Origin of the sequence: Haemophilus parainfluenzae (genome assembly GCF_014931375.1) — a bacterium.
Classification (GTDB): Bacteria; Pseudomonadota; Gammaproteobacteria; order Enterobacterales; family Pasteurellaceae; genus Haemophilus_D.
In genome coordinates this window covers 1,961,666-1,987,350 of sequence record NZ_CP063117.1, presented here as the reverse complement: position 1 = coordinate 1,987,350, position 25,685 = coordinate 1,961,666, and the positions used below count along the sequence as shown (strand labels likewise).

Here is a 25,685-nt window from a genome sequence, read left to right as displayed (position 1 = left end):
ATTTTTATGATATTTTTACAGATTATAAAGCGTGAACTGAAGATTGCGACTCGTAAACAAGCGGAAATACTGAACCCGCTTTGGTTCTTTCTAATCGTGATTACGCTGTTTCCATTAGTCATTGGGCCGGATCCTAAATTACTTTCTCGCATCGCACCTGGAGTTGCTTGGGTGGCCGCATTGCTTTCTGCGTTGCTGTCTTTTGAACGCTTATTCCGAGATGACTTTATTGATGGCTCTTTAGAACAATTGATGCTCACGGCTCAACCTTTAGCGCTAACGGCACTTGCAAAAGTTGTTGCACACTGGTTATTAACAGGTTTGCCGTTGATTTTACTTTCACCTATTGCGGCTTTATTGCTTTCGTTGGAAGTGAATATTTGGTGGGCATTGGTGCTTACACTCTTAGTGGGCACACCGATTTTAAGCTGCATTGGCGCAATTGGTGTGGCATTGACGGTGGGGTTGCGTAAAGGTGGCGTATTGCTGAGTTTACTTGTGGTACCATTATTTATTCCGGTTTTAATTTTTGCTTCAGCAATTTTAGATGCCGCCGCATTAAATCTCCCTTATGGCGGACAGCTTGCTATTTTAGGTGCAATTTTGGCTGGCGCGATAACATTATCGCCTTTCGCTATTGCAGCGGCACTACGAATTAGTTTAGATAATTAATCATCATTACGGTGAAAGTGCGGTCAGATTTTTAACTGTTTTTTATTTTTTGAATTAAGGATCTTTTATGTGGAAGTGGTTACATCCTTACGCAAAACATGAAACCCAATATCATTTATGTGGTAAATTGAGCCCATTCTTTGGTGTGATTGCGGTTTTATTATTGGCTGTTGGCATCGTATGGGGCTTAGCTTATGCTCCAGCAGATTATCAGCAAGGCAATAGTTTCCGAATTATGTATGTTCATGTGCCGGCAGCGATTTGGTCAATGGGCGTCTATGGCTCGATGGCCGTTGCGGCCATTATTGCGTTAGTTTGGCAAATTAAAGCCGCTCATCTTTCGATGGTTGCCATGGCGCCTATTGGTGCGATGTTTACCTTTATCGCGTTAGTCACAGGCGCAATTTGGGGTAAACCAATGTGGGGAACCTGGTGGGTGTGGGATGCACGTTTAACCGCTGAACTGATTCTTTTCTTCTTATATATTGGTGTATTAGCGCTTTATTCTGCATTTTCTGATCGTGCTGTGGGTGCAAAATCAGCGGGTATCTTGTGTATTGTTGGTGTAGTGAATTTACCAATCATTCACTTTTCCGTAGAGTGGTGGAATACCTTACATCAAGGGGCAAGTATCACGAAGTTTGAAAAACCGTCGATTGCAACGCCGATGTTAATTCCACTGATTTTATGTATTTTTGGATTTTTATTTTTATCCATTTGGTTTACGCTTGTGCGTTACCGCGTTGAATTGCTAAAAGAAGACAGTAAACGTCCATGGGTAAAAGAGTTAGCAAGTAAGCTGAAATAGTTTTTTATTTTTATTTTAGGGAGCGGAAAATGTTTTTCCAAAGTTGGAGTGATTTTATCAATATGGGAGGCTATGGTTTTTATGTGTGGCTTTCCTATGGCATTAGCCTCGTGGCAATGATCATTTTGGCGATACAAAGCGTCAAGGGGCGTAAAGCAGTATTAAAAGAGGTGTTACGCGAGCAACAACGTGAAGCTCGTTTAAACCAAGCAAATAAAGGAAATACGCTATGAATCCAAGACGTAAATCAAGACTTTCGATCATCATCTTTGTGATTTTAGGTATTTCGATTGCGACAGGTTTGGTGCTTTATGCGCTTCGCCAAAATATTGATTTATTTTATACCCCTTCGGAAGTTGTAGAAGGGAAAGACGGAAATCCTGATCAAAAACCTGAAGTTGGGCAACGTATTCGTGTTGGTGGTATGGTGGTTGAAGGCTCTGTTAGTCGAGATCCGAAAAGTCTCAAAGTTCGCTTTGATGTGAATGATATTGGTCCATCAATTACAGTTGAATACGAAGGTATTCTGCCGGATCTTTTCCGTGAGGGACAGGGTATTGTTGCGCAAGGTGTGTTAAAAGAACCAACCTTATTAGAAGCAACAGAAGTGCTTGCTAAACATGATGAAAATTATGTGCCGCCAGAATTAGGTGAGAAAATGAAGAAAATGCATAAACCAATGGGGGCAGAACTAAAAGGCGAGAGTGAAGCCGATCGTCGTTATAAAGAAACCCAGCAAAAATCGCAAGAAGGTCGCTAATGATTGCTGAATTAGGAAATTATGCGCTTGCTTTAAGCCTTGCCGTTTCATTCTTTTTAGCCATTCTCCCATTATGGGGAGCTGAAAAAGGTCATCCTCAACTTATGTCATTGGCTCGTCCAATGACTTATGGTTTATTTTTTACTTTAACCATTGCGTTTGCAGCATTGTTCTATCTGTTTGCTGTAAATGATTTCAGTGTGCAATATGTGGTAAATAACTCTAACAGCAGCTTGCCGATTTATTATCGTTTATCTGCAGTTTGGGGCTCACATGAGGGGTCATTATTACTTTGGATTTGGTTATTAACACTTTGGGGTGCAGCAGTAGCCTTATTTAGCAAACACTTGCCACAGGAAGCAGTAGCTCGTGTATTAGGTATTATGGGGATTATTAGCATCGGCTTTTTACTCTTCGTATTATTTACCTCAAATCCGTTTACCCGTACATTCCCTGACTTCCCAGTAGATGGCAGAGAACTCAATCCAATGTTGCAAGATGTGGGCTTAATTTTCCACCCACCATTACTTTATATGGGATATGTTGGTTTTTCTGTTGCTTTTGCCTTTGCGATCGCATCATTAATGACGGGTAAATTAGACTCAGCTTGGGCTAGATGGTCACGTCCTTGGACGATCGCTGCTTGGGTGTTTTTAACACTCGGGATCGTGCTCGGTTCTTGGTGGGCATATTATGAGCTCGGCTGGGGTGGCTGGTGGTTCTGGGATCCAGTAGAAAACTCTTCTTTAATGCCTTGGCTTGCGGGAACCGCATTAATCCACTCTTTAGCGGTGACTGAAAAACGTGGCTCTTTTAAAGCTTGGACTGTGCTTTTAGCGATTTTGGCGTTCTCCCTTTGCTTACTGGGTACATTCTTAGTTCGTTCCGGTATCTTAGTGTCAGTACACGCCTTTGCTTCAGATCCAACACGTGGTTTGTATATTCTTGCTTATTTGGTTGTAGTGATAGGTGGCTCGTTAACCTTGTATGCTTATAAAGGCAACCAAATTCGTTCGCATGATAATGCAGAGCGCTATTCTCGTGAAACGTTATTATTATTAAATAACATCCTATTAATGACCGCACTTTGTGTGGTGTTCTTAGGAACGTTATTGCCGTTAGTTCATAAACAATTAGGTTTGGGATCTATTTCGATCGGTGCGCCATTCTTTGATCAAATGTTCTTGATTATTATGACTCCGTTTGCCTTATTACTGGGTATTGGACCGTTAGTAAAATGGCGTCGCGATCAGTTCTCTGAAATTCGTACACCGGTTGTTGTGAGTGTCATTGTGATGGCGATTGCAGGTTTTGCTTTACCGTATTTCTTACAAAATAAACTCACCGTCAGTGCTGTGCTTGGCACCATGATGTCTGTCATTATTGTGTTACTCAGTCTCTACGAAATGAAACAACGGGCAACACACCGCGAATCTTTCTTTAAAGGTATTACCAAACTTTCTCGTTCCCATTGGGGGATGATTTTGGCTCACCTTGGTGTAGCGATGACCGTTTGGGGAATTGCCTTTAGTCAAAACTTCAGTGTAGAACGTGATGTGCGAATGGCTGTGGGTGATACAGTGCAGATTGCTAATTATGACTTTAAATTTGCTGGCGTGAGTGATGCAAATGGTCCTAACTATATGGGCGGTAAAGCACAAATCGACATTTCAAAAGCGGGTAAACCAGAAGCAACATTATTTGCTGAAAAACGTTTTTATACCGTCAGTAAAATGCCAATGACGGAAGCGGCAATTAATTGGGGCTTTACTCGCGATCTTTATGTCGCTTTAGGTGAAAAAATAGATGATAACTCATGGGCACTACGTCTTTACTATAAACCATTTATCCGTTGGATTTGGATTGGCGGATTGTTTATGGCATTAGGTGGCTTGCTCTGTATGTTTGACCGTCGTTATCGTTTTAGTCGATTAGTTAAACAGTCTTAATTGTAATAAGGGGCGTATGCCCTTAGAAATAGATGTGAAATAGATGTGAAATTGATAGTGTTATGAATAAAAAATTACTTATCCCACTTATTATTTTTCTTGCTGTGGCTGCTGCTTTTTTAGTTCAGTTAGGACGTAACGCGCAAGGTGATGATCCAAAAGCGTTAGAATCTGCGCTTGTGGGAAAACCAGTGCCACAGAAAACATTAACGGATTTATTGGAAAATAAAACCTACGGTAATGAAATTTTCCAACAAGGCAAACCGATTCTATTAAATGTGTGGGCAACTTGGTGTCCAACTTGTTATGCCGAGCATCAATACTTGAATCAATTGGCTAAACAAGGTGTAACAATCATTGGTATCGACTATAAAGATGAATCACCAAAAGCGATAAAATGGCTGAAAGATTTAGGCAATCCTTATAGTCTTGTGCTTAAAGATGAAAAAGGTTCTTTTGCATTAGATTTGGGGGTTTACGGCGCACCAGAAACATTTATCGTGGATGGCAAAGGTGTGATTCATTATCGCTTAGCGGGTGATGTGAATGAACGCGTTTGGAATGAGACCTTAAAACCGATTTATGACAAACTCGCGGAGAAACCATAATGAAAAAATCATGGCTTTTTTTAACCGCACTTTTTGTGAGTATCTCGGCGACAGCTTCCATTGATGCATTGAATTTTGCTTCACCAGAGCAAGAAAAGGACTATCATCAATTAACACAAGAATTACGTTGTCCACAATGTCAAAATAACAATATTGCCGATTCGAATGCAACCATTGCGGTAGATATGCGTGGCAAAGTGTTTGAGTTGTTACAAGAAGGCAAAAAACGAAGTGAAGTTGTCGATTATATGATTCAACGTTATGGCAATTTTGTGACTTATGATCCACCAATGACGACGTCAACAATCGTATTATGGATTGCCCCAATTTTGTTAGTGTTGATTGGCATTTTATTTGTATTTAAACGTAAATCAAAAAGCCCAAGTGCGGTTAATTCTGATGCGATTTTAGATGACGAAGAGAATGCGCGTTTATCGGCTTTACTCAAAAAAAAGGATAAATAATGAATTTTGCATTAAGTATTATTGTGCTCACTTTAGTGGTGGCATTGATTTGTTTTTATCCCTTGTTGCGTTCAGTTAAAGCGAAAGAAGACAAAAAGCGTGATGAATTAAATAAAGCATTGTATTTTTCTCGCTTAAAAGAGATTGAGCAAGATAATCAGCAAGGTTTAGTAGAGAACGTTGAACAACTTAAACAAGAGCTACAAAAAACATTGTTGGAAGATATTCCTCAACAAGAAACACAAACGCTCGATAAAAATGCCAAAAATTACGGTAAGTTATGGTTTGTTTCTGGTTTATTAGGTTTGGCTATTATTGCTGGCGGGGCTTATTTCCCTTTGGGATCTTGGAAAGCCGAAGATATGATGGAAAAAACATTGGCAAAATTACCTTATTTCTTTGAACGAATCAAAGAAGAAGACACAAACCCAATGACGGATGCAGAAATGCAACAATTTTCTACCGCACTTCGTTTGGATTTACAAAAAACACCAAAGGATGCTAAAAAATGGTGGTTGCTAGGTCAGGTAGGGATGAATTTAGGTAATGGAAAATTAGCCTTTGATAGTTACCAACAAGCGAATAAGCTTGAGCCGGATAATTTAGATTATAAGCTTTCTTATGCGCGTATGTTAATGTCTTCTGAAGATCAAACGGATAAACTGAAAGGTAATCAGCTTTTACGTGAGATTATTCGTCAAGATCATTCTAACCCTGAAGCATTAAGTTTACTTGCTTTCAGTTATTTTGAAGGTGAGGATTATAAAATGGCGGCAGTAACCTGGGCAATGATGTTACGTTTATTGGAACCAGATGATCCTCGAGTGCCAATGCTTGAGAAGAGTATTCGTGCTGCACGTGATGCCCTTGCTTTACAGGAAGAAGAAAAAGCAAAAAGCGTCACCCCGGAGAAATAATGAAACCTCAATTATTAGGTTTTCACCATATTGCGATTATTGCTTCGAACTATGCACGTTCGAAGCATTTTTATATGGAGATTTTAGGGGCAAAACCGCTAAATGAAACTTATCGGGCAGAACGAGATAGTTATAAATTAGATTTAAGTTTTCCGGATGGGAGTCAAATAGAGCTATTTTCTTTCCCAAATCCGCCTCAAAGAGTCACCAACCCTGAAGCCTGCGGTTTACGGCATTTGGCATTTAAAGTCGATAACATTGATGAATATGTTGCTTATCTTCTGGAAAACAGTATTAATTGTGAACCAATTAGAGTTGATGAATTAACTGGAATGAAGTACACTTTCTTCCGAGACCCAGATTATTTACCTATTGAGTTATATGAAAATAATTATTAACGTAGAAAATCAAATTATTATGAGTCATATTAAGAAAAAAATTGGGATTTACTCTTTTTGTATTTTAGCAGCGTCAGTTGTTTCAGCCGAAGGTAGTAGTGTTGTATATGCAACAAAGGTAAAAACGCCTGAAAATAATCTTTCAGTTAATGTTTCTGAAAGTAATATTTCTGAAACAGTGAAATATATTGATGGAAAAGGACAGAGAAGTTTAGATCCTAAATCTGAAAAAGATATGGAAGAGCTGGCCAATAGCGTTGAATTTGAAGTATATAAATTTAACGAAACGGCGGCATCAAAAACAACGTTTCTTTCACCCGCAGGGATTTGTAGTGGCTTTAAAAGTGATGATGGCGTAGATGTTACTAACACCAGTAATTATTACATTAAACCTAATGATGCCAGCGAATATTATGGCAGTGTGTTAGGTGCAACGATTTATAAAAAAGGCGAGACAAAACATTCACAGTATGTGCCTGTTTATGCAATCAGAAATGCGAATGTAGCAAAATACATTGAGCAAAATGAGGACCCGAACATTAGAAAAAAAGCCAATGCTCGGATTAAAGAAGGCAGAGAAACACTTAATAAAGTAGTTTGTGATAAAAGGTAGCGTTATGAAAAAATTAATTTCTATTGCAGCTCTATCTGTTTTAACAGCTTGTACAGCTCCCCAAGAGGCATCAACTATTGGAAATGGGGCTGCAGCGTACGATATGAATACCGTGCAGGATTATAATGCTCGAGTAACAAGTGGTAATACGGTAAGCGCTCAAGAAAAAGCGAAAGTTGCACAAAGAGACAGTATTCCAAATGAAATGAATGCGAGTGATCATCGCTCTAAACAGAGAGGGTATTCTCGTGTACCTGTTGCGATAATGCCGAGTGTCGGTGTTGGCTATTGTCGTCACTGTTGGTAATTAAATTGATACAAAATAACCGCGCTTGAAAAAGTGCGGTTATTTTTTTGCTTGTTTATAAGCCTAAAATTGATTTCACAAAAGGAATCGTCAGATTTCGTTTGGCTTGTAGTGAGGCTTCATCGAGTTTTACTAATGCTTCTTTTAGTGTTGTCATATCACGATCTAAACGCGTGAATATAAAATTGGCAGTATCATCTGAAAGTATGATACCTCGTTGATGGGCATTCTGTTTCAATACCGCAAATTTTTGTTCATCGCTGAGTGGAATCAATTGATAACTTTCTCCCCATTTTAAGCGAGAAGCAAGATCCGGTAATTTAACGGGGAGGGCAGTTGGAGATTGATCGGCACTGACAACTAATAAGGTTTTACCATTAGCCTTAATGCGATTAAAAAGATCAAATAAGGCAATTTCCCATTCTGAATTTCCAATAATTGTTTGCAAATCGTCTAAGCAAACCAGTTCTTGTTGTTCTAAATTCTCAAAAACCGCCGTGGAAAAATATTGTGATTTGCTCAACGGGACATAAATGGCGCTCTGTTGTTGCTGAATATATTCATTACAGAGTGCGCGCAAAAGATGGGTTTTCCCAACGCTTTGGCGGCCCCAAAGGTAGAAGAATTGTTGTTGTAAATCAGTCATGTTTTGACGTAAAGAATTAAGCAATAACGCATTATTATCGCTATAAAAATTCTCAAGCGTTTCATCATCAATTTGATGAATAGGTAAAGAAAGTTGCTGATTCACGGATTAACGAGTTGATTTAAAATAAAAAAGAAAGGGCTAAATTTTCATTTAACCCTTTTGTTTGGGAAGTTTTATTCTACTTCATTTTTTGCTTTTGGCAAAATCAAGTTCAGTACAATCGCGACGATAGCACAAAGGCTAATCCCTTTCAGGGAAACAACATCGCCGACGTTGACAAACATATTCCCGATCCCGAAAGTCATCACCACAGAAATAATGCAAAGGTTACGAGGTTCAGTCACATCCACTTTACCTTTAATTAAGGTGCTCATCCCGACAACGGCAATTGAACCGAATACCAACATCATAATCCCGCCCATTACGATGGTCGGGATAGTAGAAAGGAATGCACCTACTTTACCACAGAAGGAAATTGCAATTGCCCATACCGCAGCCCAAGTCATAATATTTGGATTAAAGTTGCGAGTTAGCATTACAGCACCCGTTACTTCAGCATAAGTGGTATTTGGTGGACCACCTACTAATGACGCTGCAGCCGTTGCGATACCATCGCCTAATAAGGTGCGGTGTAAACCTGGTTTTTTAAGAAAATCTTTACCTGTTACAGAACTGATTGCCATAATACCGCCAACGTGTTCAACGGCTGGTGCGATAGCAATGGGTAGCATATAAAGAATGGCTTCTAAATTAAATTCTGGTTTAGTTAATTGGGGTAATTCAAACCATTTTGCGTCTAAAACAGGTTGGAAGTTAATTAAGCCTAGGAATAGACAAACCACATAGCCAGCAACGATACCAAACATAATTGGAATCAGTTTCATCATACCTTTAGCAAATACCGCAACAGAAAGGGTAGTGACTAAAGTAATCATAGAAACCAATACAGAGTGCTCATAGCTATATGCACTGTTTTTACCTAATGCCATATCCACAGCAACGGGGGCAAGCCCCATACCAATAATGATAATTACGGGACCAACAACAACAGGCGGGAAGATGCGCTCAAGTGCAGCACTACCGCGTAATTTTACTAAGGTTGATAGTGCGAAATAGACTAAGCCTGCACAAGCAAGTCCACCCATTGTGGTTGGGATGCCCCAAGTTTGTACGCCATATTGAATAGGCGCAATAAAGGCAAAAGAGGAGGCCAAGAAAATAGGGACTTGTTTACCAGTACAAAGTTGGAAAAGTAGTGTACCGATACCGGCGGTAAGAAGGGCTGTATTAGAATTTAATCCAGTGATTAAAGGAACTAATACTAAGGCGCCAAAGGCCACAAATAACATTTGTAAACCGACAAACGCTTGTTTGCCCATGCTTTGCACCTCAACAGGTGCGGTTGTAGTTTGATTACTCATTTAGTTTCAACTCTCGGTTTGAATTAACTGAAAGTGCGGTCGGTTTTAATGCTTTTTTAGCTTTTGTGTTTTCACGCACGGAAAAAAGACGGCTATAAATGCCGTCTTATTAAAAGGGAATTATTTCGTCCCAAAAATCTTATCGCCAGCATCACCCAAGCCAGGGATGATGTAGCCTTGTTCATTTAAGTGATCATCAATCGATGCGCAATAAAGTTCGATATCTGGATGTGCTTTTTCTAATGCTTTGATCCCTTCAGGCGCCGCGACTAATACTAATACTTTGATGTGTTGGCAACCTTTTGCTTTTAATAAATCAATTGTGGAGATCATTGAACCACCGGTTGCGAGCATTGGATCCACAACGATAGCTAAACGTTCTTCTAAATCGCTCGCGAGTTTTTGGAAATAAGGAACGGGTTCAAGGGTTTCTTCATTACGATAAATCCCAACCACACTGATACGAGCACTTGGAACATGTTCTAATACACCATCCATCATGCCTAGGCCAGCACGTAAAATTGGTACAACAGTAACTTTTTTACCTTTGATACGTTCGATTTCAACTGGGCCATTCCAACCTTCAATAATCACTTTTTCTGTTTCAAGATCGGCAGTGGCTTCATAGGTAAGTAAGCTACCCACTTCAGTTGCAAGCTCACGGAATTTTTTGGTATCAATATCAGCTTCGCGCATCACGCCTAATTTATGTTTAACAAGCGGATGTTTAACTTCAACGAGTTTCATCTTTTTTCTCCCTTTTAAAAAACAAATCGGAGAATTCTATATCAGAAATATTGAATTTCCTAGTGTTTTTATTATGACAGTTCGGTATAAAAACAATGATAAAATTGACCGCACTTTGCTATTAAATACATCCACCACAGCTCCCACAGCGCCAATCTTCCTTATTCACCGCTTTATAGAATGCTCGTATGGTTTCTTCTTCTAAAGGGATATTGTGCTCGATAAAAACATCAGAAAGCCAATCGATGTTTTCCACAATCCAATCATCTTCCATTAAGCCTTCTCGGTAAAGCTCATCTTCGGGATCTATAAAATTATAAATATTATTTGTTCCCATATCTTTATCACGGCGTTCAAGTGGCAGTACTACAGGTAAACCGAGATAAGTAATGTCCCAATGACCTAGACATAGCGTATTGCCCTTTGATGACCAACTCGCGTTGAATGGATTGTCACTCATGTTGAAATGTTATAAAAAAAGTTGAAAGTATGAAGAGTATAGATCTAAAGACAAATTTAATCATACTTAAAAGAAGGTAAATGGTTTGATGGAGATCAAAGTGCGGTCAGAAAATTTAACGGATTTTTCACAAATAAAAAGCGGCCAGTTACTTAGCCGCTTTTGCACGATAATAAATTTAATTATGCTGCTTTTTTAGGTTTAAAGAATACCATCGTAAAGATTTGCCAGAAGAAAGCGAGAGCACCGAAGATGAAGACAACGTCGCCACCGAAACGAACCCAACGTAGGGTATCGAATAGAGGTTGTTGCATAAATTCTTCACTACGTGCATACCATAAGCCTTCAGAGATACTTGCATATCCTTGGATAATACCGATAGGTAATAAGCTTGATGCGATCATTAATACTAAACCGCCATTTAATAACCAGAAGCCCCATTTCATTAACTTATCGTTAAATGGTGTATCCGGACGTAAATAACGAGCGATTAAGAAGACGAAGCCTAGTGCTAAGAAGCCATACACACCGAATAATGCGGCGTGAGCATGAACGGCAGTCGTGTTCAAGCCTTGGATATAGTAAAGCGAAATTGGTGGATTGATTAAGAAACCAAATACGCCAGCACCTAACATATTCCAGAACGCTACGGCAACGAAGCAGTAAAGAGGCCATTTTAAGCGTTCCATCCAAGGTGTTTTTTGTTGCATCGCCCAGTGTTCCCAAGCTTCATGACCTAGTAACACTAAAGGTACCACTTCAAGCGCAGAGAATGATGCACCTACCGCAATAATTGGAGTGGTTGCACCTGCGAAGTATAAGTGGTGGAAAGTACCAGGGATACCACCGATTAAGAATAACGCTGCTTCAGTAATAGTTGCCACAGTTGCAGTACGACGTGAAACTAAACCTAAACTTACAAAGATGAATGAGAGTGCCGCTACAGAGAATACTTCAAAGAAACCTTCTACCCATAGGTGAACTACCCACCAACGCCAGTATTCCATCACAGAAATGTGAGTGTGCTCGCCATAGAATAATGCTGGGCCATAGAATAAACCGATCGCAATTACTGAGGCGAAGAATAATGCCAATAAGTTTTTATCACCAGGTTGTTTGAATGCATTCACTGTACCGCGAAGCATTAAGACTAACCAGAATAAGATGCCTGCGAATTTCACTGCTTGCCAGAAACGACCTAAGTCAATGAATTCATAGCCTTGGTGGCCGAACATGAAGCTCCATTCTTCAGGGAGAATATGAGCAATTGCTAAGTAGCTACCAGTGAATGAACCAACGACTAATACCACTAATGCCCAGTAGAGAACATCCACACCCAATTTTTGGAATTTCGGATCTTTACCGCCATTAATGATTGGTGCAAGGAATAAACCACCGGCTAAGAATGCCATTGCAATCCAGAATAAGGCAGCTTGAATATGCCATGTACGCACTAATGAATATGGGAAGTATTGAGAAATATCAATACCATAGAATTCCTGACCTTCAACCGTATAGTGTGCTACAACCGCACCTAATGTGACTTGCAATACGAAAAGAGCAAGCACAGTAAAGAGGTATTTACCTAACGCACGTTGAGAAGGAGTAAGTTGTAATTTCGTGAGTGGATCGAACTCAGGCATTGGCGGTTCTTTTTCATCTTCACGTTTTTTGAATGACCAAATCCATACAACAAAACCAATACCTGCAATGAGGAATACCACACTCGCAATAGACCAAATCACGTTTTCTGGTGTTGGTACGTTATTAATTAACGGTTCATGTGGCCAGTTGTTGGTGTAACTTGCGTGAGTGTTTGGACGTTCAGCTGATGCAGTCCATGCTGTCCAGAAGAAGAATTTAGCTAAGTCTTTACGAGCTTGTAAATCAGGAAGAGTATTATCCTTCATGGCGAAGTGTTCACGAGTGACTTTAGTTGCAGGATCATCACCATATAAAGAAATGTAGTATTGTGCAGTTTTTTCCATTGCCGCTAAACGGGTGTTTGAAAGCACAACAGTACCGTTTTCAACTTTGCTACCACGATATTCTTTGGTTAAACGCGCTTTTAATAAAGTTTGTTGCTCATCATTTAAATCAGAGAAATTTTTACCAAATTCTTTATTTGCGGTGATATCTAACCAGTTGGTTAATTCACGATGTAGCCAATCTGCCGTCCAGTCTGGTGCTTGGTATGCACCGTGCCCCCAAACAGAACCCACTTGCATACCACCAGTGGTTTGCCAAGCGGTTTGACCATGTAAAATATCATCGTGAGTAATCACTTTTTCACCTGATTCAGAAACATATTGTTGCGGAATTGGTGGTGCTTCACGATAAACTTCGAACCCGTAGTAGCCGAGAATAGAGAATGCCCCAATCAATACGGCGACTAATAGGTACCAGAACTTTTTATACTGTCCCATTTTATCACTCCTAGATTATTAGAAAATATGATGCCATGATGGTTAACTATTCCGAGAATAGCCATCAAGGGCTAGATTTTACGCTAAGTAAAATACCTGAGCAATTATATCGACTATCAAGTGATGAAAATATTACCTAAAACTGAGTAATTTAATCGGGTAATAGGAAATGCTAACTAAAAAGATAAAAAATGCGGCCAAAAACCTATTGATTTTTGACCGCACTTTATGAAAATTATTTATTCTTTCTTTTGTGGCATTTTATCTTATTTTTACAAATTTGTATTTGATGACAATTGCTTATATTTTGATTATACTCACTTAAATTCTATTATATGGAGTGATTATGTCAAATTACAGAATTTCTCTTGCTTTTTCAGTGTTTCATTATTATTTGAATGGATTTGCTGAAAAACATCAATTCTCTCTACCATCTTTTCCTAAAAATTTACAATTGGTTGATGTGCTTCCTTTTGTTTCTCAAGCAGAAATAATAGTATTGGGCACACAATCATCAAAAAAATATCTTGGGAATGAAAGCTTATTTAGTTTATTTGAAAATATAAGTTTAAAAGATGAGCATAAGCCTGATTCTAATATTTTTTCCTATGAGTATAGAGAATTATCTGCGAACTCTATTTTTCCCACCCCAAATACGGCCTCCTCTTCATTATTTGAATTATGGAATAAATTTACAAAAGGAATTGAGGAAATCCCTACATCCCACCAAGAAAACTTGAATTTGTGGCTAGATCATTTTGATACTGCTATGCAATGTTTTATGTCACAGATACCAAGTCCTTATAGCCGCGATATTTCTTTCTATGATTTTACTAAAGCGGTTAGCGCTTTTGTAGTGGCTTTAGCAGATAATTTGGCTTCTAAGGAAGAGCCTCTTTTATTGGTTCAAGGTGATTTTTTTGGCATTCAAGACTTTATTTTTTCAGGTGGTCGTGAATCAAATAAGGGGGCGGCAAAAATCTTGCGAGGACGTTCTTTCCAAGTTTCATTGTTTACTGAACTGGCTGCATTAAAAGTATTACATGCTTGTGGGTTACCGGCTACGTCTCAAGTGATGAATGCAGCAGGAAAGTTTTTAATTGTTGCACCAAATACCACAGTTGTTAAAAATGCAATAAAACAGGTTCAATCACAATTAAATCAATGGTTTATTAAAGAAACTTATGGCTTGATTGGCGTAGGAATTGCTATTCAACCAGCAGATATAAAAGAGTTTGAGCAAGAGAATTACACTCAATTAGTGAAAAAGTTATTTGAAAGTTTGGAATCTCAAAAGCTCAAACGCTTAGATTTAACTCATTCTACGCAAAGTGTACAAGAAGTGGATTATTCAAATGGGATTTGTGAAATGAATCGCTTTTTCCCAGCTCAGGCAGGAAAAACACTTTCAAAGATTTCTGAAGATCAAATAAAAATCGGTGAAATGCTTGCAAAAAAACAACGCATTATTATTGCAGACATTAATGCGGATATAAGCCATGGATATGAAACACAGATACTTAGACTTCCAATTTTTGGCTTTAAAGTGATTTTTACTGATGGTCGAGAAGATACGAAAGAATTTAGTTACCCAGTGAAACTATTACAAATTCATCGTTTTTGGGATTTCTCATTACCCAAAGATACCAATGCGTCAATTTGGAATGGTTATGCTCGTCGTTACATTAATGCTTATGTACCAAGAGATAAGCAAGGCCAAATTATTACTTTTGAAGATATTCAATGTACAGATATAGGACAAAAGGCGCTAATGACCTTGAAGGGTGATGTAGATAATTTAGGTTCTATTTTCCAAAAGGGAATTAAAACTGCCAATATAGCAAAAATGACGGCACTTTCTCGTCAATTCAACCAATTCTTCAGTTTATGGTTACCAGCCTATTGTGCAGAGCAAAGCCCAAATATGTATACCGTCTTTGCAGGTGGTGATGATTTCTTCTTAATTGGACCTTGGTATTCTACACAAAAAGTGGCACACGCAATGCAACAAGCTTTTAAACGCTATGTAGCAGAAAATACAGAAATTCATTTTTCTGTAGGAATGGTGATGAGTAAATCGGGTATTCCAGTACCTCGTTTAGGTGATTTAGCTGAAGAGTCTCTTGAGAAGTCAAAAGGCATTGATATAGATAAAAATGCAGTAACAATTTTTAATAAAACAGTGAAATGGCATGATTGGCAGAAACTTTGCGAATTAGAAGAGGAAATTCATCGTTTAGCAGATAGATATAAGATTTCTACTTCTTATTTGTATTCTTTGATTCAGCTATGCGAGCAGGCTGAGAATACTAAGAATATTGAAAGTACTATGTGGCGGAGTCGTTTTTATTACCGTACAGCGCGTTACGTGATTGATAAATTAGAAAAAGGAGCTAGAACTACAGCTTTGAGTGAAATTACAACTTCATTAGGAGACAGAGGAATTGCAAGTTATAAGATTAATTTTGCAATTCCATTAACCAATTATTTCTATCAAAAACGATAAGGAACACTTATGTTAAATATTAATGAAATTAAATTTGGTGGAGAAAAACCAACTGAAATTTTCTCTGATATTGCTCAACGAGCAGCACAACATATTAAGCAATCAAAGAACGTAAATAAAACGACACAATTACGCAAGTTTTATGATGAATTAGCGATGTGGAATGATCGCGTGCAATTAGCACGTGAAAATAAAGAGAATAAATTTAAGGAATTAGTACCTTTTATCAAAATGTTAAAAGCGAAAGTGGCTTATGCGCGTGGTCGTAACCATGTAGATAATCATTTTTTAGAGGTTTTTAATCGCTGTATTGATCAGGCAAATAATGTAGAAACTCTCAGAGATGCTAAATTATTTATGGAAGCAGTAATGGGATTTTGTAAGTTAGAAGAAATTTAATATAGGAAATATGAGCATGAAATTAACGAATATTGTAGAAATTAAAGCAAAATTAGTATTACAAACTGGCTTACATATTGGCGCGGGTGATAGTGAAATGCATATTGGTGGGATTGATAATTCAGTGATTAAACATCCGATGACTCAATCACCATATATTCCTGGTTCAAGTTTAAAGGGAAAAATTAGAACCTTATTAGAATGGCGCTCAGGAGCAGTTCAAAGCGCACCATTATCATTAAAAGATATTTCAAAAAATCCTGAAGAAGTAAAAAACATTTTACGCCTATTTGGTATAAGTGGTGATACTAAAAATAGCGAGCAAGAAGTCGCAGAAATTGGTGTTTCTCGCTTAGCATTTTGGGATTGCGCACTAAATGAAGCCTGGGAAAATGCGATTCGTGATGACAACCAACTCTTAACCGAAGCAAAAAGTGAAAATACCATTGATCGTATTACTTCGACAGCCGGAAATCCTCGCCAAACTGAACGTGTACCAGCAGGTGCAGAATTTGATTTCAAACTTACTTTACGTCAATTTGAAGGAGATAAACCTGAACTTTTAGATTTAGTGCTAAAAGGTTTAAAACTGTTAGAGCTTGATAGTCTTGGAGGTTCAGGTTCCCGTGGGTATGGTAAAGTGAAATTTACTGATTTGACCGTTGATGGTAAAGCATGCAATTTAGATGACATTAAACCTTTCGAATAAGGGTGGTACTATGAAGTTATATCGTTTTACGCTAACGCCCCAAAGTGCAATGGGTACACCGTTAGTAGGCGACACCTTGTTTGGACAGTTCTGTTGGGCTGTGAGAAACCGTTTTGGAGAGGCTCGTTTAATAGAACTGCTTGAAGGTTATACTGAGCAACGTCCCTTTATAGTAGTGTCCGATGCATTTCCACAAGGTTTTTTACCTTTGCCAACTTTGCCTTCTACATTTTGGGAAAAGTTAGAACATGACAGAAAACAATTGAAGAAAGCCCAATTTATAAAGGTTGATGATGCTCAACAAAATGATGTAAAAAATTGGCAAGGGTATGCCTTATCTGAATATCTTCAATTACAAGAGAAGATAAAAAATGATAAGACGGAAGAAGAAAAAAAGAAATGGGGAAAAACAACGCAGGATCAATTTCACAATACCATTGACCGTCAAACAAATACTACTGGAGAAGGGCAATTTGCACCGTATTCAACGGAGATTGCTTGGTTTGGTAGTAAGCAAGAATTTGATCTTTATATCGTACTTGATGAAGTACGTTTTTCATTGGAAGAATTACAGCAAATTTTAGATGATGTGGGCACTTTTGGCTTTGGGCGAGATGCTTCAATCGGGCTAGGTAAATTCCGTTGTAATAATCCACAAGAGGTTAATTTTTGCCAACAGAATGCAAATTGCTATTTAACACTGGCAAATTCTGCACCGCAAAATTTAGGATTGGATAAAGAGTGCAGCTATTATCAAGTCTCCACAAGATTTGGACGCCACGGAGATATTCAGGCATTAAGTTCTAGCCCATTTAAAAAGCCGATTATTCTTGCAAAATCTGCCGCCATTTTTACCCCTGAAAACTATGAACCTCGTTTATTTTTAGGGAATGGATTAGGAAATATTTCCTATGCTCAGCCAAATGCAGTACATCAAGGTTATGCGCCTGTTTTAAATTTATTTGTCGATTTTGGAAAATAAGGATCACAAATGAAACAATTTATGCAAACTCATAAAGTTTATTTAACGCCATTAAGTCCTATCCATATTGGTTGCGGAGAAGATTTTGAGCCAACTAATTATGTTATTGATGGTACTACCTTATTTAATTTTGAGCCGAGCCAGCTAGTATTAAATGAGAGAGAAAAAACGGAATTAGTGAATGCAATTAATCGATTGGATTTGTTAGCTATTCAGCGTTTTTTCCTAAATCAAAAAGATAAAGCAATAGCCTGTTCTTATCATTTTGCAGACGTTTCTGAAGGTCTTGCGCAAGATTACAAAAATAGTGTAGGAAAAGTTGCTCAACGAGAAAGTGACGGAAATAAAGTCATTAACAATCTTTCGATTGAAAGAACCGCATTTTTACCTGTTCAGCATTTACCTTATATACCAGGAAGTGGGTTTAAAGGTGCAGTAGCCACAGCATTATTAGATCAAGCTCATCAAAATAAAAATAATCCTAAAGTGGGAATGAAAGATCACGGAAAATTGCTTAAAGAATACATAGGGGAATTTGAAAAAAGTAAATTACGACATGTAAAATTTAGTGATTTTATACCACTTCATCATGCTGAAAGTAAAATCTACTATGCCTTAAACTTTAAAAAGAGAGTCGGTAAAACAGGGGGCTCTAAACGAGAGATGGCTCTTCGCAGAGAATGTATTACTGCTGGGCAATACCGTACTTTTAAAAGTGATTTAACCTTAATGGAAGATTCTTTTTATTCAATTAGTGATTTACAAAAATCCCTCAATGCATTTTATCTTCCAGTTTTTAGGAAGGAGATGGAGCTATTGCAGAGCAGAAATCTTGTTTCTACGCAATATTTAAAATCTATTGAAAAACTGTGTTCACTTCCTAATGTTGTATTAATCCGCCTTGGGAAAAATGGTGCTGATAGCAAAACTTATCAAGGAGAAAATATTGCTCAAATTAAAATTATGGGAGCAAAAGGTTCACCTCCAGTATTTAAAGATAGCAGCACCACAGTATGGCTTGCAGGGACCAATCAAGCTCAACAAAGTGACTTACTTCCATTTGGATGGGCATTATTAGAGTTTAATCCGAGCTCAGATAATGAAATGCTTAAAACTTGGTGTGAAGCACAACCAAAATCAAAATTTGATCGTTCTGAAATTTTAGCGAAACGTGAGGCTCAAAAAATAGAACAAGCTCGCTTGCAAGCAGAAGTCGAAGCAAAACGCTTAGCTGAACAGAAAGCAGCAGAAGAAAAACAGGCTCTTCTAAATTCGTTATCAGATAATCAACGTCTTGTGATAGATTTTGTGGAAAAAGTACAAAATACACGAGAACGTCAAGCAGATAATACTGGTTCTATTTTATTGAAAGAAGCTCAAGCTTTAATTGAAAGAGCGGTTGAAAATTGGGATATTTCTGAACGCCAATTTATAAAATCTCAAATTACAGTTGAATTACTTAAATCAAAAGTGGATTTCAAGAAAAAAGATACAGAAAAAAATGTTAAAAAGTGGCTCAATAAATTGGTGACGGAATGAATCTGAATTCACTTCCTATTGCTCGCTACCAATTTACCTTTCAGGTAACTGATGCGATTCAGTTACCTGAATATGCAGGCTCTACCTTGCGTGGAGCCTTTGGGCGTGCGTTGCGTAAAATTGCTTGTATGACAAAACAAACGGATTGCAAAAGCTGTCCGCTTTATCGTACCTGTCCATATACTAACATCTTTGAAACGCCTGCCCCAGCAGAACATCAGATACAAAAATTTAGTCAAGTGCCTAACGGTTATATTATTGAGCCACCAGAATGGGGTGAGAAGACTTATTTACCAAATGAGGTGTTTCAATTTTCTCTTGTTTTATTTGGAAAATTAATTGAACAACTACCTCTTATTGCTTTTGCCTTTAAGCGTGCCTTTGAATATAACGTTGGGCATGGAAAGGCAAACCTATTGAATATAACTGTGTTTGATGAAAATACAGGACAATATCAACCGATATTAGTGAATGGAAATATTATTGAACATAGTAAAACGCTAACTTTACCCACTAAACTGCCTGATACCGCAATAATTCGCATTGTTACGCCACTACGTTTACAAGATAATGGTAAGCCATTAAGAGAGCATCAGATAAATGTTGAACGCTTTTTTATTTCTTTAGCAAAACGTTTTTCTCTACTAAGTGATTTTCACTTTATTCCATCAAATTTAGACTTTGAATCCTTAAAGAAGCAAATTTTATTGATTCAAGATAGTAAAGCATTGAAATGGCAAGATTGGACTCGCTATTCTTCACGACAAGACCAGAGAATGAAATTGGGGGGAGTAATTGGAACGTGGCAGTTTAATCATCTTTCATTTGAATTAGCTCAATTGCTTTATATAGGTCAATGGCTACATTGTGGAAAAAATGCAACCTTTGGATTAGGTAAATATCGAATTACAAATTTGTAATCTATATTAAAAAATAAACCGCTTGTTACAATCTAATTTTAACGTTTTAGGGAGTAGATATGACAACGTGGTTTATTTCAAGACATCAAGGTGCGATTGAATGGGTAAAAAAACAAAATATCCTGATTGATCGTTTTGAAAGTCATTTAGACACTTCACTTGTGCAAGCTGGTGATGTAGTTATTGGTACACTCCCTATTCACTTGGCAGCAGAAATCTGCCAAAAAGGGGCAAAATTTTATTTTTTATCTGCCAATGTCACGTATGAACAACGTGGGACAGAGCTTACTTGTGAGCAATTAATTGAGCAGCAATGCTCAATTCAACCATTTTGGATCGAAAAATTATAGAGGTCTTTTTTTATGCAAAAATACGATATTCATGTGTGTTTAGTTTCAGCTCAAGCAGCACCTAACTTATTACCTATTTTAGATAGTGAATTTAAACCCCAAAGAGCGATTTTTGTTGTTTCTACCAAAAATGAAATTAAAGAAAAAGCAAATTCTCTTAAACTAGCATTTAATCAAAATTGCGTTTCTGTAGAGATTTTAGAGCTTTCAAATGAATTTGATTTCCAAAGTATGGAAACCGAACTATTTGATTTATTATCAAAGTATGAAAATGAAAACATTGCATTGAATGTAACTGGTGGAACAAAATTAATGGCAATAGCTGCCCAAAATGTTTTTTCAGGTGTTAAGCCTATTTTTTATATAAACACAGATAAAGAAGAAATTATTTTTATCTCTAAAGAAAATGGTAAATATATACCTGTACAAAAGTTAAACACTAAAACTCTAATAAATACTTATCTTTCAAGTTATGGCGTCAGTATATTAAAAAATAAAGATAATTTTAATTTCCATAAGCTAGGTTTATTTACTGAGCGTTTTGCTATAAGACAAGGAAGTTATAAAGATATTATTTCAAAATTGAATTCATTAGCACTTAATGCTGATAATAGCAAATTAGAGGCAAATTTTGCAGGTTATAGTCATGATCTTAAACTAATCTTGGAGGATCTTGCAGATGAAGAGCTAGTAAGATTGAATGGTGATGTCGTAGATTTTAAGAATGAATCAACAAGAAGCTTTTTAAATGGAAACTGGTTGGAGTATTTCACTTATAAACAAGTTAATAGTATTGCAGATGTTATTGATGCTGATTGGAATGTAGAAGTAGTTAATTCAAAATATGAGAAAAATAAAATTGGTGTAAATAATGAATTAGATGTTATCTTTATGGCAAAAAATAAATGTCATATTATTGAATGTAAAACGATAAATTTTGATATTCCAGAAAATAAGGATAAATTACAGGGTTATTTAGATAAATTAAAGTCTTTAAAAGATTATGGCGGTTCATTAACAAAAGTTTGTTTAGTGAGTTTCTATCCAATACCACAAGCTGCAAAACGTAGAGCAGAAAAAGATAATATTGAAATTATTGATGATTACCGTATTAAAAATTTAAAAGAAAGAATTCAAAACTGGATCCTAAAATAATGAATACTTACAATAAACGCATTTTACTTTCTGTGACCGGCATGTCTCCTGCCGTTGTAACAGAAACATTGTATGCATTAGTCACAGAAAAAGGTTTTATTCCTACTGAAATTCAAGTGATAACTACTGAGCAAGGCAAAAACAAGTTGCTAGAAGCCTTGTTAGGGATTGAAGGTGGACGTAAAGAGCGTAAAGGGGCATTGCAAGAGTTTATTGAAGATTACGGTGAGAAATATAGCTTTTCTTCAATCCATTTTGATGAAAGTTGTATTAATATTATTACAAACGAGCGCGGTCAAAATCTACCAGATATTCGCACACCGGAAGAAAATGAACATGCGGCTAATAGTATAGTGCAATTAGTGGGTAATTTGTGCCAAGATGAAGAGATGCAATTGCATGTTTCCATTGCCGGCGGGCGCAAAACAATGGGCTTTTTTATGGGATATGCACTCTCACTTTATGGGCGAGAACAAGATTCTCTTTCACATGTTCTAGTGGATTCTCAATATGAAAGTCTGGCGAGTTTTTACTATCCAAAGCCTTATCCACATTTAATCAATAAGAACGATGGTACGCAAATTGATGCTAAAGATGGAAAAGTAATGCTAGCTGAAATTCCTTGGGTGCGATTAGGCTTAGGTGTACCTGAAGATTTGAAACAGCAGACTATTTCTTATAGTGATTCTGTAAAAAATGCACAAGCATTATTGGATATGCCATCATTAACATTCTTGTCTCCAATGGAAGAGCGTGGTGTGATGTTTGGGACAAAATTGTTAAAGCTTGCACCGAGAGGCTACGCCTTACTATTAAGTCTTGTTCTTGCGAAAAAACAAGGCTGGAATGTTGGAACGGGCAATCGTGAAGAAGCTCGAACCATTGCGACTTATTTAAACATCTATAGCCAAATGAAAAATGATGTTGAAATGGAGAATCGCTTAAAAGGTGCAAACAACGATTTAAAAAATGTTTTATCGGAATCTCGTACCGATATTAATAAAAAAGTGATGGCGAATTTTTCTTTAGGAAAGGGAGCAAGAAGCGATTATATTCCTTCTTCTAACCGCAAAACAGGCAATTATGAGCTCAATATAAACTTAGATAATATTGATATATCGGAAATTGAATCTGAACTCATTCACTTTAATCTACTTTAAATTCCAACCGCTCTTTGGAGCGGTTTTCTTTTTATACAAATTTGTATTTCATCCCTCATTTTTATTCTGTATCTATAATAACCTCATTCCAACAATTCATTGGATAAGAGGTATTAATAATGGTTTTAGAAGAAGTTATGCAATATTTAGAAAACCAACAATGGTATTGGGATGAATAATCCCATCAATATTTTCCATATTGATACGGAGAAAAGATGCAAACCACCCGCCATAAATATCTTATTGCTTACGATATTTCTGATCATAAACGACTTTATCAAGCTCACAAAAAAGTCGAAACCTATGCTATTGGAGGGCAAAAATCTTTCTATGAATGTTGGCTTACTGAACATGAAATGGAACGATTCAAGCAAGAGGTGAATGAACTAATAGAGCCATTAGAGGATAGAGTTTTTATTTTTCGTATTCCAGATAATGTAGAGCCGCAGCTATTTGGCAAGGCGACATTGCAATCAATATCCCCATTTTTACTGATCTGAAAGGTGGAAATATGTCTAGTTTGTATATTGATAGAAAAGGTACTGAACTTAAATTAAGTGGTGAAGCTCTTGTGTGTTATGAAAATGGTGAACGCATAGGAACCATTCCACTCGCACCGATTGAGCGAATTTATTTAAAAAGTGATGTTACTGTGCAAGCTTCTTTACTCGCTAAATTAGGCGAGAAAGGCATTGGAATTATCTTTCTTTCAGGCAGAAAAAATACACCGACGCTTTTTCTGGCTCAACCTCATAACGATGCATTTCGACGACTCAGCCAATATGAGCTCGCCAAAAATGAACCATTTTGTTTAGCCTTCTCGAAAAAACTGATGTTACTAAAATTGGTGACACAGAAAAATTGGCTATGGCAAGCGAGCAATGCGCGAGCAGAGAAGAGAAGTATGTTAGCTGAAAAAGCGACAGAAATGGATTCTCTCATTCGAAAAATTAATGAACAAACCAACCTTGCCTCGTTGCGAGGAATTGAAGGTCGAGCCGCTTCTGTCTATTTTACCGCTTTAAGTCTTTACTTGCCGCCAGCTTTGCGATTTCAAGGACGAAATCGTCGCCCACCAAGAGATCCTTTTAATGCTCTTCTTTCTTTAACATATACACTTATCCATAGTGAAGCCGTGTTAGCTATCTATGGTGCAGGGTTAGATCCTTATATTGGTTTTTATCACGCACTTGATTTTTCTCGTGAATCACTTGCCTGCGATCTCATTGAACCTCTTCGCCCTTTAATTGATAACTGGTGTTTAGGTTTATTTCGAAAAGAAATCTTAAGAGAAGAATATTTCTCAACAACACAAGAAGGTTGCTTTTTAGGTAAAACAGGACGAGTGCAGTTTTATAAAGCTTATGAAAGTGCGGTCGGAAATTGGCGCAAAATGTTAACTGAAAACAGCCTTGATTTTGTGAGCCTTATCAAACAAGCTGATTTTGTCAGTTCACCTCAACGCCGTGAGAGTGATTTGCAGCATTTTTCAGGTTTTCATGAAAAACAATGGCAAACTTTGTTAGAACGCTATTACTTTAATCATTTAATCAACAAACTATGATGCAAGACATTATTTTCCAATTTTAGGAGTAAAGCATGGCTCAATATTTAATTGGTTATGACATTTCAGATCCCAAAAGATTGCAACGAATTTATCGTAAAATGACACATTATGCGACGCCAATTCAATACAGCATTTTTTTATTAGATGGCTCAGAGAAATTGCTCAAACAATGTTTGGCTGAAATTATGTTAATCTTTAATAAGAAAGAGGATGATTTAAGAGTTTATCCTTTGCCTACCAATACAACACAATGGCGACTAGGAAAATCAAGTTTGCCAGAAGGTATTATTTGGACAGCCTTGCCAACAAGCTTGACATTATAATGCTAGAAAAAATCAAAAATAGCGGTAAAATAGACCGCACTTTTGATTGATTTAGAAAGGAAAAGTATGCAAATTGTTTATTATTTGCTCAAATCAAGAGCCAACTCCTTAACCTTCCAAAAAAATTGGGAAGTGGGTCTGAAAGGCCGCATGATTCCTGCCTCCAGCATACCGCTGCAGTCGAAAGACATCGCCCTGTTCGAAAGGGATTGAGACACGGTGTAAACACCGAATCTAATCTTAGCCACGTAGGTCGAAAGACATCGCCCTGTTCGAAAGGGATTGAGACAATAAGCTCCGTAATAGTCCCAAACCTGCCGTCGAAAGACATCGCCCTGTTCGAAAGGGATTGAGACAGATAAAACAGGCATTGATTTTAATTACCTTGAAATGTCGAAAGACATAGCCCTGTTCGAAAGGGATTGAGACCTTCAGTTAATCCACTCTCTTTAGCCTTATTAGTGTCGAAAGACATAGCCCTGTTCGAAAGGGATTGAGACTTTACGCCATTCTGTTGCATAGCTTTCTAAGCCTTCGTCGAAAGACATAGCCCTGTTCGAAAGGGATTGAGACAATGCTGTTTTATTGCCTTCTGGTATGTAGATTTAGTCGAAAGACATAGCCCTGTTCGAAAGGGATTGAGACTCCGTACTTTTTATTTATAATTGCGTATCTCATTTTATTGTCGAAAGACATAGCCCTGTTCGAAAGGGATTGAGACGCTTTTGATAGTTGGCTAACCACTCGCGATCCATTGGTCGAAAGACATTGCCCTGCTCGAAAGGGATTGAGACACAAAACGCTCAACTGCGTCTTCACCCTCACCATGTCGAAAGACATCGCCCTGCTCGAAAGGGATTGAGACGTTGCAAGTGC

28 protein-coding genes and 1 CRISPR repeat array (1 of these 29 cut by a window edge) are annotated in these 25,685 nt (G+C 37.5%); of the genes, 23 read left to right on the top strand and 5 right to left on the bottom strand.

The window, feature by feature from the left end:
* The first annotated feature begins 6 nt into the window (after positions 1-6).
* From ccmB to INP95_RS09485, 11 genes are all read left to right on the top strand, one after another.
* The gene (gene ccmB / locus INP95_RS09535) at positions 7-672 is read left to right on the top strand and encodes a heme exporter protein CcmB (RefSeq protein WP_049364995.1); all 666 of its coding nucleotides are present in this window, start codon (positions 7-9) and stop codon (positions 670-672) included.
* Between the two features lie 67 nt (positions 673-739).
* Positions 740-1,480, top strand: coding sequence for a heme ABC transporter permease (locus INP95_RS09530; protein ID WP_197560639.1), 741 nt, complete (start codon positions 740-742; stop codon positions 1,478-1,480).
* 29 nt (positions 1,481-1,509) lie between these two features.
* Positions 1,510-1,713, top strand: coding sequence for a heme exporter protein CcmD (gene ccmD, locus INP95_RS09525; RefSeq protein ID WP_005699972.1), 204 nt, complete (start codon positions 1,510-1,512; stop codon positions 1,711-1,713).
* On the top strand, positions 1,710-2,240 hold the full coding sequence (gene ccmE, locus INP95_RS09520; protein WP_049385008.1) for a cytochrome c maturation protein CcmE: 531 nt from the start codon (positions 1,710-1,712) through the stop codon (positions 2,238-2,240). Before ccmD ends, ccmE begins: the two co-directional genes overlap by 4 nt.
* Positions 2,240-4,189, top strand: a complete 1,950-nt coding sequence (locus INP95_RS09515) for a heme lyase CcmF/NrfE family subunit (RefSeq protein ID WP_197560638.1) — start codon at positions 2,240-2,242, stop codon at positions 4,187-4,189. The genes ccmE and INP95_RS09515 overlap by 1 nt, the downstream gene beginning before the upstream one ends.
* 62 nt (positions 4,190-4,251) lie before the next feature.
* Positions 4,252-4,797 carry a DsbE family thiol:disulfide interchange protein gene (locus INP95_RS09510; RefSeq protein ID WP_049364999.1) on the top strand — a complete coding sequence of 182 codons (546 nt, stop codon included), beginning with the start codon at positions 4,252-4,254 and terminating at the stop codon, positions 4,795-4,797.
* On the top strand, positions 4,797-5,261 hold the full coding sequence (locus INP95_RS09505) for a cytochrome c-type biogenesis protein (RefSeq protein ID WP_197560637.1): 465 nt from the start codon (positions 4,797-4,799) through the stop codon (positions 5,259-5,261). The genes INP95_RS09510 and INP95_RS09505 overlap by 1 nt, the downstream gene beginning before the upstream one ends.
* Positions 5,261-6,178, top strand: a complete 918-nt coding sequence (gene ccmI / locus INP95_RS09500; RefSeq protein ID WP_049385006.1) for a c-type cytochrome biogenesis protein CcmI — start codon at positions 5,261-5,263, stop codon at positions 6,176-6,178. The genes INP95_RS09505 and ccmI overlap by 1 nt, the downstream gene beginning before the upstream one ends.
* Positions 6,178-6,576, top strand: coding sequence for an SMU1112c/YaeR family gloxylase I-like metalloprotein (gene gloA2 / locus INP95_RS09495; protein ID WP_070776043.1), 399 nt, complete (start codon positions 6,178-6,180; stop codon positions 6,574-6,576). Before ccmI ends, gloA2 begins: the two co-directional genes overlap by 1 nt.
* Positions 6,560-7,189: a DUF8095 domain-containing protein gene (locus INP95_RS09490; protein ID WP_232088516.1), complete on the top strand. Its 630-nt coding sequence runs from the start codon at positions 6,560-6,562 to the stop codon at positions 7,187-7,189. Before gloA2 ends, INP95_RS09490 begins: the two co-directional genes overlap by 17 nt.
* A complete protein-coding gene (locus INP95_RS09485) occupies positions 7,176-7,496 on the top strand; it encodes a hypothetical protein (protein ID WP_232087997.1) in 321 nt (106 codons plus the stop codon). Before INP95_RS09490 ends, INP95_RS09485 begins: the two co-directional genes overlap by 14 nt.
* 55 nt (positions 7,497-7,551) lie before the next feature.
* Here INP95_RS09485 and hda read toward each other — a convergent pair whose 3' ends face one another.
* The 5 genes from hda to INP95_RS09460 form a co-directional block, all read right to left on the bottom strand.
* Positions 7,552-8,247: a DnaA regulatory inactivator Hda gene (gene hda / locus INP95_RS09480; RefSeq protein ID WP_197560636.1), complete on the bottom strand. Its 696-nt coding sequence runs from the start codon at positions 8,245-8,247 to the stop codon at positions 7,552-7,554.
* Positions 8,248-8,318: 71 nt separating this feature from the next.
* Entirely contained in the window at positions 8,319-9,566 is a 1,248-nt protein-coding gene (locus INP95_RS09475; RefSeq protein ID WP_197560635.1) for a nucleobase:cation symporter-2 family protein, read from the bottom strand.
* A gap of 120 nt (positions 9,567-9,686) precedes the next feature.
* On the bottom strand, positions 9,687-10,313 hold the full coding sequence (gene upp / locus INP95_RS09470) for a uracil phosphoribosyltransferase (protein WP_005695610.1): 627 nt from the start codon (positions 10,311-10,313) through the stop codon (positions 9,687-9,689).
* Positions 10,314-10,434: 121 nt separating this feature from the next.
* Complete coding sequence (locus INP95_RS09465; protein ID WP_197560634.1) at positions 10,435-10,773, bottom strand: PM0253 family protein; 339 nt, start codon at positions 10,771-10,773, stop codon at positions 10,435-10,437.
* Positions 10,774-10,955: 182 nt separating this feature from the next.
* Positions 10,956-13,199, bottom strand: coding sequence for a nitric-oxide reductase large subunit (locus INP95_RS09460; RefSeq protein ID WP_197560633.1), 2,244 nt, complete (start codon positions 13,197-13,199; stop codon positions 10,956-10,958).
* Between the two features lie 346 nt (positions 13,200-13,545).
* On the opposite strand from INP95_RS09460, the gene cas10 reads away from it, so the two are divergent.
* The 12 genes from cas10 to cas2 (INP95_RS09400) all read left to right on the top strand — a co-directional run bounded on the left by cas10 (position 13,546) and on the right by cas2 (INP95_RS09400) (position 24,809).
* Positions 13,546-15,705: a type III-A CRISPR-associated protein Cas10/Csm1 gene (cas10, locus tag INP95_RS09455; protein WP_197560632.1), complete on the top strand. Its 2,160-nt coding sequence runs from the start codon at positions 13,546-13,548 to the stop codon at positions 15,703-15,705.
* Positions 15,706-15,714: 9 nt separating this feature from the next.
* Positions 15,715-16,104 (top strand): type III-A CRISPR-associated protein Csm2, encoded by a 390-nt coding sequence (gene csm2 / locus INP95_RS09450; RefSeq protein ID WP_197560631.1) that lies wholly within the window; start codon positions 15,715-15,717, stop codon positions 16,102-16,104.
* 16 nt (positions 16,105-16,120) lie between these two features.
* Complete coding sequence (gene csm3, locus INP95_RS09445) at positions 16,121-16,813, top strand: type III-A CRISPR-associated RAMP protein Csm3 (protein ID WP_197560630.1); 693 nt, start codon at positions 16,121-16,123, stop codon at positions 16,811-16,813.
* Positions 16,814-16,823: 10 nt separating this feature from the next.
* Positions 16,824-17,795 carry a type III-A CRISPR-associated RAMP protein Csm4 gene (csm4, locus tag INP95_RS09440; RefSeq protein WP_197560629.1) on the top strand — a complete coding sequence of 324 codons (972 nt, stop codon included), beginning with the start codon at positions 16,824-16,826 and terminating at the stop codon, positions 17,793-17,795.
* Between the two features lie 9 nt (positions 17,796-17,804).
* The gene (gene csm5 / locus INP95_RS09435) at positions 17,805-19,334 is read left to right on the top strand and encodes a type III-A CRISPR-associated RAMP protein Csm5 (RefSeq protein WP_197560628.1); all 1,530 of its coding nucleotides are present in this window, start codon (positions 17,805-17,807) and stop codon (positions 19,332-19,334) included.
* On the top strand, positions 19,331-20,254 hold the full coding sequence (gene cas6 / locus INP95_RS09430) for a CRISPR system precrRNA processing endoribonuclease RAMP protein Cas6 (protein ID WP_197560627.1): 924 nt from the start codon (positions 19,331-19,333) through the stop codon (positions 20,252-20,254). Before csm5 ends, cas6 begins: the two co-directional genes overlap by 4 nt.
* A gap of 59 nt (positions 20,255-20,313) precedes the next feature.
* On the top strand, positions 20,314-20,604 hold the full coding sequence (gene csx16, locus INP95_RS09425; RefSeq protein ID WP_197560626.1) for a CRISPR-associated protein Csx16: 291 nt from the start codon (positions 20,314-20,316) through the stop codon (positions 20,602-20,604).
* Between the two features lie 12 nt (positions 20,605-20,616).
* A complete protein-coding gene (locus INP95_RS09420) occupies positions 20,617-21,759 on the top strand; it encodes a Card1-like endonuclease domain-containing protein (protein ID WP_197560625.1) in 1,143 nt (380 codons plus the stop codon).
* Positions 21,759-22,919, top strand: a complete 1,161-nt coding sequence (gene csm6, locus INP95_RS09415) for a CRISPR-associated ring nuclease Csm6 (protein WP_197560624.1) — start codon at positions 21,759-21,761, stop codon at positions 22,917-22,919. Before INP95_RS09420 ends, csm6 begins: the two co-directional genes overlap by 1 nt.
* A gap of 215 nt (positions 22,920-23,134) precedes the next feature.
* Complete coding sequence (gene cas2, locus INP95_RS09410) at positions 23,135-23,419, top strand: CRISPR-associated endonuclease Cas2 (protein WP_070869031.1); 285 nt, start codon at positions 23,135-23,137, stop codon at positions 23,417-23,419.
* An 11-nt stretch (positions 23,420-23,430) separates the two neighbouring features.
* Entirely contained in the window at positions 23,431-24,483 is a 1,053-nt protein-coding gene (cas1, locus tag INP95_RS09405; RefSeq protein WP_232088515.1) for a CRISPR-associated endonuclease Cas1, read from the top strand.
* Positions 24,484-24,518: 35 nt separating this feature from the next.
* Positions 24,519-24,809 carry a CRISPR-associated endonuclease Cas2 gene (cas2, locus tag INP95_RS09400; protein ID WP_070869033.1) on the top strand — a complete coding sequence of 97 codons (291 nt, stop codon included), beginning with the start codon at positions 24,519-24,521 and terminating at the stop codon, positions 24,807-24,809.
* Positions 24,810-24,988: 179 nt separating this feature from the next.
* A CRISPR array of direct repeats spans positions 24,989-25,685; the repeat unit is 37 nt; unit sequence GTCGAAAGACATAGCCCTGTTCGAAAGGGATTGAGAC; it runs 491 nt beyond the window's last position.

Bases quoted from the DNA above. Each gene is read 5' to 3' on its own strand.
- ccmB (WP_049364995.1), top strand. From the start codon at position 7: ATGATATTTTTACAGATTATAAAGCGTGAACTGAAGATTGCGACTCGT.
- INP95_RS09530 (WP_197560639.1), top strand. From the start codon at position 740: ATGTGGAAGTGGTTACATCCTTACGCAAAACATGAAACCCAATATCAT.
- ccmD (WP_005699972.1), top strand. From the start codon at position 1,510: ATGTTTTTCCAAAGTTGGAGTGATTTTATCAATATGGGAGGCTATGGT.
- ccmE (WP_049385008.1), top strand. From the start codon at position 1,710: ATGAATCCAAGACGTAAATCAAGACTTTCGATCATCATCTTTGTGATT.
- INP95_RS09515 (WP_197560638.1), top strand. From the start codon at position 2,240: ATGATTGCTGAATTAGGAAATTATGCGCTTGCTTTAAGCCTTGCCGTT.
- INP95_RS09510 (WP_049364999.1), top strand. From the start codon at position 4,252: ATGAATAAAAAATTACTTATCCCACTTATTATTTTTCTTGCTGTGGCT.
- INP95_RS09505 (WP_197560637.1), top strand. From the start codon at position 4,797: ATGAAAAAATCATGGCTTTTTTTAACCGCACTTTTTGTGAGTATCTCG.
- ccmI (WP_049385006.1), top strand. From the start codon at position 5,261: ATGAATTTTGCATTAAGTATTATTGTGCTCACTTTAGTGGTGGCATTG.
- gloA2 (WP_070776043.1), top strand. From the start codon at position 6,178: ATGAAACCTCAATTATTAGGTTTTCACCATATTGCGATTATTGCTTCG.
- INP95_RS09490 (WP_232088516.1), top strand. From the start codon at position 6,560: ATGAAAATAATTATTAACGTAGAAAATCAAATTATTATGAGTCATATT.
- INP95_RS09475 (WP_197560635.1), bottom strand. From the start codon at position 9,566: ATGAGTAATCAAACTACAACCGCACCTGTTGAGGTGCAAAGCATGGGC.
- upp (WP_005695610.1), bottom strand. From the start codon at position 10,313: ATGAAACTCGTTGAAGTTAAACATCCGCTTGTTAAACATAAATTAGGC.
- INP95_RS09465 (WP_197560634.1), bottom strand. From the start codon at position 10,773: ATGAGTGACAATCCATTCAACGCGAGTTGGTCATCAAAGGGCAATACG.
- INP95_RS09460 (WP_197560633.1), bottom strand. From the start codon at position 13,199: ATGGGACAGTATAAAAAGTTCTGGTACCTATTAGTCGCCGTATTGATT.
- cas10 (WP_197560632.1), top strand. From the start codon at position 13,546: ATGTCAAATTACAGAATTTCTCTTGCTTTTTCAGTGTTTCATTATTAT.
- csm2 (WP_197560631.1), top strand. From the start codon at position 15,715: ATGTTAAATATTAATGAAATTAAATTTGGTGGAGAAAAACCAACTGAA.
- csm3 (WP_197560630.1), top strand. From the start codon at position 16,121: ATGAAATTAACGAATATTGTAGAAATTAAAGCAAAATTAGTATTACAA.
- csm4 (WP_197560629.1), top strand. From the start codon at position 16,824: ATGAAGTTATATCGTTTTACGCTAACGCCCCAAAGTGCAATGGGTACA.
- csm5 (WP_197560628.1), top strand. From the start codon at position 17,805: ATGAAACAATTTATGCAAACTCATAAAGTTTATTTAACGCCATTAAGT.
- cas6 (WP_197560627.1), top strand. From the start codon at position 19,331: ATGAATCTGAATTCACTTCCTATTGCTCGCTACCAATTTACCTTTCAG.
- csx16 (WP_197560626.1), top strand. From the start codon at position 20,314: ATGACAACGTGGTTTATTTCAAGACATCAAGGTGCGATTGAATGGGTA.
- INP95_RS09420 (WP_197560625.1), top strand. From the start codon at position 20,617: ATGCAAAAATACGATATTCATGTGTGTTTAGTTTCAGCTCAAGCAGCA.
- csm6 (WP_197560624.1), top strand. From the start codon at position 21,759: ATGAATACTTACAATAAACGCATTTTACTTTCTGTGACCGGCATGTCT.
- cas2 (WP_070869031.1), top strand. From the start codon at position 23,135: ATGCAAACCACCCGCCATAAATATCTTATTGCTTACGATATTTCTGAT.
- cas1 (WP_232088515.1), top strand. From the start codon at position 23,431: ATGTCTAGTTTGTATATTGATAGAAAAGGTACTGAACTTAAATTAAGT.
- cas2 (WP_070869033.1), top strand. From the start codon at position 24,519: ATGGCTCAATATTTAATTGGTTATGACATTTCAGATCCCAAAAGATTG.